Annotated in this window: 6 protein-coding genes and 1 pseudogene; 2 read left to right on the top strand and 5 right to left on the bottom strand. The window is 34.6% G+C overall.

Annotated features, from left to right (window positions below):
* On the bottom strand, positions 1 to 712 hold a 712-nt coding region (locus SOY52_RS10015), incomplete at its 3' end, for a polysaccharide biosynthesis/export family protein (protein WP_414429609.1).
* A 156-nt stretch (positions 713 to 868) separates the two neighbouring features.
* On the opposite strand from SOY52_RS10015, the gene fucO reads away from it, so the two are divergent.
* Positions 869 to 2,014 carry a lactaldehyde reductase gene (gene fucO / locus SOY52_RS10010; protein ID WP_320848813.1) on the top strand — a complete coding sequence of 382 codons (1,146 nt, stop codon included), beginning with the start codon at positions 869 to 871 and terminating at the stop codon, positions 2,012 to 2,014.
* Positions 2,015 to 2,068: 54 nt separating this feature from the next.
* Complete coding sequence (gene ybaK / locus SOY52_RS10005; RefSeq protein ID WP_320848812.1) at positions 2,069 to 2,542, top strand: Cys-tRNA(Pro) deacylase; 474 nt, start codon at positions 2,069 to 2,071, stop codon at positions 2,540 to 2,542.
* Here the strand turns inward: ybaK and SOY52_RS10000 are convergent.
* The 4 genes and pseudogenes from SOY52_RS10000 to SOY52_RS09985 all read right to left on the bottom strand — a co-directional run.
* A complete protein-coding gene (locus SOY52_RS10000) occupies positions 2,535 to 2,921 on the bottom strand; it encodes a RidA family protein (protein WP_414429610.1) in 387 nt (128 codons plus the stop codon). The genes ybaK and SOY52_RS10000 overlap by 8 nt on opposite strands.
* A gap of 102 nt (positions 2,922 to 3,023) precedes the next feature.
* Positions 3,024 to 3,572: pseudogene (locus SOY52_RS09995) on the bottom strand (HAD family hydrolase); the annotation flags it as partial.
* Positions 3,569 to 4,327 carry an inositol monophosphatase family protein gene (locus SOY52_RS09990; RefSeq protein WP_320848811.1) on the bottom strand — a complete coding sequence of 253 codons (759 nt, stop codon included), beginning with the start codon at positions 4,325 to 4,327 and terminating at the stop codon, positions 3,569 to 3,571. The gene SOY52_RS09990 and the pseudogene SOY52_RS09995, both read right to left, overlap by 4 nt.
* Positions 4,311 to 5,921: hypothetical protein (locus tag SOY52_RS09985; RefSeq protein ID WP_320848810.1), on the bottom strand; the 1,611-nt coding region annotated here is incomplete at its 5' end. The genes SOY52_RS09985 and SOY52_RS09990, both read right to left, overlap by 17 nt.

The following is a 5,921-nucleotide window of genomic DNA, read 5'->3' as shown; positions in this document are numbered from 1 at the left end:
TTACAGATCCACCAATTGTGATTAATCTTTCACGCTCAGTAAAAATAACTGTATCACCACTCTTTAATATAGGATCTGAATTTGAATCCCCTTCTTTTAAAGCTTTATATAGGTCATAAGAGGTTTCACCATCACTATTTTTTACTATCACATTTCTAGTGCTAGCCATGTTGGTTGCATAGCCAATCATATCACTTAATCTAGTTAAGCCCCATGCTTCAACACGTCTTGAACTGTAAACTTCACCACTTACAAATACTGTAAAAACACCTGTTTTTGTAAGAGTTAATGTTGGGTTACTGTATGGATAATTTGAAGTTACACCCTGCTCTATTTCATTTTTCAATTCAATAAAGCTCTTATTTAATGTTGAGAAATCTCCAACATTTGGAACTCTAACAGTACCAGAGTGTGTTACTTGTAATGGAAGTACTATACTTACTCCTGAAAGTGTATAAGTAAGGCTATACACATCACCAACTGTTACAGGATAATCTTTTTCACCAATTGCTAGAGATGGTCTATCTAAGATTTCAATTGCTCTTACGCCACCTAATTGAGATGCATAATCCTGTTCTTTTACAAGTGTTATAGCACCAGCATTTTCGCCATCTAATAGCTGAGCTCTTTTAGATGAAAAAACTTGATTAGCTGCAAAAACAGAATTTATCAGTAAAGTTAATAAAAGTAATATGATGAGAGTTTTTTTCATTAAATCCACCTATAGGATATAAGTATACATTATTTATGGATATGGTTACAAGATAAGAAAAAATGTCAAAAAATGCACAGAAAAGCATTTTTATATTTATTTTTCAAAAATTTAGTTTATCTTATTAATAATAGCGTTTTACAAGGAGAATATAAAATGGCTAACAGATTTATGTTAAATGAGACTAGCTATCATGGTTATGGTGCTATCAAGGAAATTGCTAATGAAGCTAAGGCAAGAGCTTTTAAGAAGGCTTTTGTTTGTTCAGATCCAGACCTTATTAAGTTTAATGTAACTAAGAAAGTTACAGACATTTTAGACCAAGAAGGCCTTAGCTATGAAATTTATTCTGATATAAAACCAAACCCAACAATTGAAAATGTTCAAAATGGTGTTGCAGCATTTAAAGCTTCAAATGCAGATTACATCATCGCTATTGGTGGTGGTTCTTCAATGGATACTGCTAAAGCTATTGGTATTATCATTGCAAACCCAGAGTTTGAAGATGTAAGATCTCTTGAGGGAGTTGCTCCTACTAAAAAGCCATGTGTACCAATAATTGCAGTTCCTACAACCGCTGGTACAGCAGCTGAAGTAACAATTAACTACGTTATTACTGATGTCGAAAGAAAGAGAAAATTCGTTTGTGTTGATCCACATGATATGCCTATTGTTGCAGTTGTTGATCCAGATATGATGAGTTCAATGCCAAAAGGTCTCACAGCTTCTACTGGTATGGATGCACTTACTCATGCTATTGAAGGTTATACAACTAAGGGTGCTTGGGAAATGTCAGATATGTTCCATCTCAAAGCTATTGAAATTATTTCAAAGTCTTTAAGAGGGGCTGTTAATAATGAAAAAGCTGGCCGTGAAGGTATGGCTCTTGGACAGTATATTGCAGGTATGGGATTTTCAAATGTAGGTCTAGGTATTGCTCACTCAATGGCTCACACTCTTGGTGCTGTTTATGACACTCCTCATGGTGTTGCTTGTGCAATGATGCTTCCTATTGTTATGGACTTTAACAAGGAAACAACAGGTGAAAAGTATCGTGAAATTGCTAGAGCAATGGGTGTTAAGGGTGTTGATAATATGACTCAAGATGAGTACAGAGCAGCTGCAATTAATGCTGTTCGCCAACTCAGTGCAGATGTAGGTATCCCTGCTAAACTTGCAGCAATTAAAGAAGATGATCTTGAATTCCTCTCTCAAAGTGCAGCAGCAGATGCTTGTGCTCCTGGAAACCCAAAAGAAGCTTCAATCGATGACTTCAAAGCAATGTTTAGACAGTTGATGTAAGTTTTTGATAGTTTTATTATTTAGGGGTCAGATTAATTCTGACCCTTTTTGATTATGAAAGAAGTAAAAACCAACGCAATGAGACTCCTCGAGCAAAAAAAGATTAGCTACGAGGTTATTGAATATGAATTTGATGAAGATCATCTTGATGCAATCCATGCTTCAAAATCAGCAGGATTGAATCCAGAAATGGTTTATAAAACTATTGTTATGAAAGGGTCTTCAAATAATCTTTATGTTTTCGTAACACCTGCTGAATTTACAATATCATTAAAAAAAGCACGAGCTTTAACAGGTGAAAAGGAAATTGAACTTTTAAAGCTTGATCAACTGTTAAAATACACTGGCTATATTCGAGGAGGTTGCTCCCCTATTGGTATGATTAAGCAATATCCAACATATATAGAAGCTTTAGCAGAACTTGAAGAGTATATTTTTGTTAGTGCAGGTAAAAGAGGACTACAATTAAAACTAACGCCTGCTGACTTACAAAAAGCAACAGGCGCTGAATTTGCTGATTTTACTTAACAGCAATAACTTCAATTTCAACTTTTACATCTTTAGGAAGCTTTGCAACCTGTACTGCTGATCTAGCAGGAAGTACCTCACTTTCCTTAAATGCTTCAGCATAAACTTCATTAACAGGAACAAAGTCAGCCATATCCTTTAAAAATACAGTTGCTTTGATAACTTTAGTAATATCTGTACCAGCTTCTTCTAAAACAGCCTTAATATTCTCAAAACATTGTTTAGCTTGTTCAGCTGCTGTACCCTCAACAATTAAACCTGTTGCAGGATTAATTGGAATTTGTCCTGAACAAAATACGAAATCACCTACTGCTACAGCCTGGCTGTATGGTCCGATAGCTGCAGGAGCTTTAGTTGTTGAAATTTTCTTAATATCCATTATCTGATTCTCCTTTATTACATATTCTATTATATCATTTGTACTAGCTGCAACAAACCCTGAATTAACATCACTAGGTTTTTCAAACCCAAAGCCCCATGTTACACCACAAAAATTTACACCAGCTTCCTTTGCTCCATTTAAATCATTTAATGTATCTCCAACCATTAAAACATCACATGGTGATACACCAAGACGATTAACTGCATTATTAATTGAATCTGCTTTGGTAATTTTTCCTTTACTATCTGTTCCAAAAATTACATCAAAGAGATCAAACATGCCTTTTTCTTTAATAATATCTACAGCTAAAGTTTCATACTTTAGAGTACATACCCCTGTTTTAATACCATATTTTCTTAATTCTTTAAGTAAATCAATGATACCAGGATAAGGATAACACATGTGCATACCAGTCTTACGATATTCTTTTCGATAAACCTCTACACATTCATCTAAGTATTCTTCTTTAGTTCCAAATGTAATTCTAAAACACTCTCTTAGCGGAGGACCAACAAACTTTCTTAATTGATTTACATCGTGACACTCTTCAAACCCTAACTCTTTCATAGTGTAGTTAGCTGTGTGGAATATTCCACTTGATGAGTCAAAGAGTGTTCCATCTAAGTCAAATAGGACAGTTTTAATCATTCAGTTAACTCCAATAGTTTATCGAAAAATTGTGAACATGATGATGTGATATCATACATTTCACCTTCTCTTGGACTTATTTTAATTTTACCACCAGCTTCTTGAAGAATGATAGCTCCTGCTGCAAAATCATAAAGATGAAGACCTAATTCATAATAAATACTACAGCGCCCACAGGCAACATAACATAAAGATATTGCAGCTGAACCTAGTCCTCTAATATCTGATACAGCCTTTAAAATCTTTTCATAGCGAGTCATGTAATAAGGTAATTCATCATGCATTCTGTGAGGTGGAACTAAGATAGCAAGACTCTTTTTCATATCCGTAAAAGAGCTTTGACTAATCCTCTCATCATTTAAGTATGCGCCACTACCTTTTAATGCAGAAAAAAGCTCATCATATTCAGGAACATAAACACATCCCATTACTATTTCATCATCTTTTTTAAGTGCAATCGAAATAGTATAAAGGGGGAATGTATTCATGTAATTTACTGTTCCATCAATTGGATCAATTACCCAAGTATAGCCTGATGAACTATCAATAGTTCCACTTTCCTCACAATAAAATCCATCTTGAGGAAAAGCTTTTTTAATTTCAGATACAATTAAGTTTTCACACTTTTTATCTGCTTCTGTTACATAGTCATTAACACTTTTTGCAGTAATATTGACTCTTTCTGATTTATGAGAAAGGAGAAAAGCTCCTGCCTCTTTAATCATTGTTTTAGTAAAATCAAATCTTTTTTTCATCTTTATCTTTTAATTTATTTCCAATTACTCTTACTATTTTCCAATCATATTGGGCAAAGCTCTTTTGAGTAATATCCTCACCTGATGCACTCTTTAAGTTCATATCATCATCAAATGTTAAGATTAAACTTGTCCAAGAATCTGCATCTTGAGATACCATTACTCCACCAACATTGTTTCTAAGCTCATTCTTTCTAAGTTGGTCAAGACGCTTTTCCATCGCAACAACAACAGATAGAGAGTAATCAAAGATTGTGAACATTTTATCTTTTTTATCAATTTGTTGCGCTATAAAGCATTTTTTAACTACATCTACAAATGAGCTTAGTACGCTTTCATCAACACCATTGATAAACTCTTCGAATGCCCTACATCTATTACTTCCTAGAGAATGGATGATATCTTCAATTAGCATTGGGAAAGCTTCTTCAGTATCCTTATTTGCTTCTTCTACTTCATAATTAGCATCATTCTCTCTAATTAAGCTATCATCTGAAGAAGTCTCTTGAGCTGGAGTTTCTTCTTGAGCTGGAGTTTCTTCTTGAGCTAGAGTTTCTTCTTGAGCTGGAGTTTCTTCTTCAGCTGGAGTTTCTTCTTCAGCTGGAGTTTCTTCTTCAACTGGAGTTTCTTCTTCAACTGGAGTTTCTTCTTCAACTGGAGTTTCTTCCTCAACTGGAGTTTCTTCCTCAACCGGAGCTTCTTCCTCAGCTGGAGCTTCTTCCTCAGCTGGAGCTTCTTCCTCAACTGGAGCTTCTTCCTCAGCTGGAGATTCTTCTTCAGCTGGAATTTTCTCTTCACCTAGAGCATCTTGTTGTGTCTCAATACCATCTAAAGAAATTGGTTCTTCTTCAACTTCATCTAATGTTTCTTCTTCTGAAGCTTCATCTTCCCTATGAAGTAATTCCGTATCATCTTCAATTTCTTCTAAAGATTCTTCCTCTGAGCTATCTAAATCAAAAATAGGGTCTTCTTCACTTTCAGATGCTTCATAAATTGAAGGCTCCTCAACATCATCTTCTACTTCATCAAGAGTTTCCTCTTCTGTTATACCATCTTCTTTATGAAGTAACTCAGTATCATCTTCAACTTCTAGTAAAGACTCTTCTTCTGAATGTTCAGGAGTTGGAGTATACATAACATCATAATTTGGCTCTGTAGGATTAAGGGGATCAAATAATGATGGTTGATCATCATACTCATCATCGTCAAGAAAAGAGCTAGCATAATCTGCCTCATCAACAAATGTATCTTCTTTAGTTTCTTCATCAGAAGTTAAGTAGTCATCATCGTCGATAGAAGCAAGCTCATTATTTTCTAAGCTTGGAAGATTCTCATCTTCATCGTCTTCGATATCATACTCATCAGTTTCTAATGCATCTAACTCTTCAATAACTTTTTCATTTCGAAACTTTTCTGGAAGTGCATAACGCTCTCTCAAGCTTTCAAGCTCTGTATTAGTTGGAAGCTTGTAGCTATTTGAAAGATTTGTATCAATGTCATGACTATATTTTTGCTCAAGTTCTTTAGCCTTTTCATCATCATCTTGGCTATCATATTCAAATTCAACTTCACTTGATAGCTTTTCGATTTCTTC

It is taken from the genome of Bullifex sp., from assembly GCF_034103065.1.
In the GTDB taxonomy this organism is placed as follows: Bacteria; Spirochaetota; Spirochaetia; order Sphaerochaetales; family Sphaerochaetaceae; genus Bullifex.
This window is presented reverse-complemented; position numbering and strand designations above follow the sequence as displayed.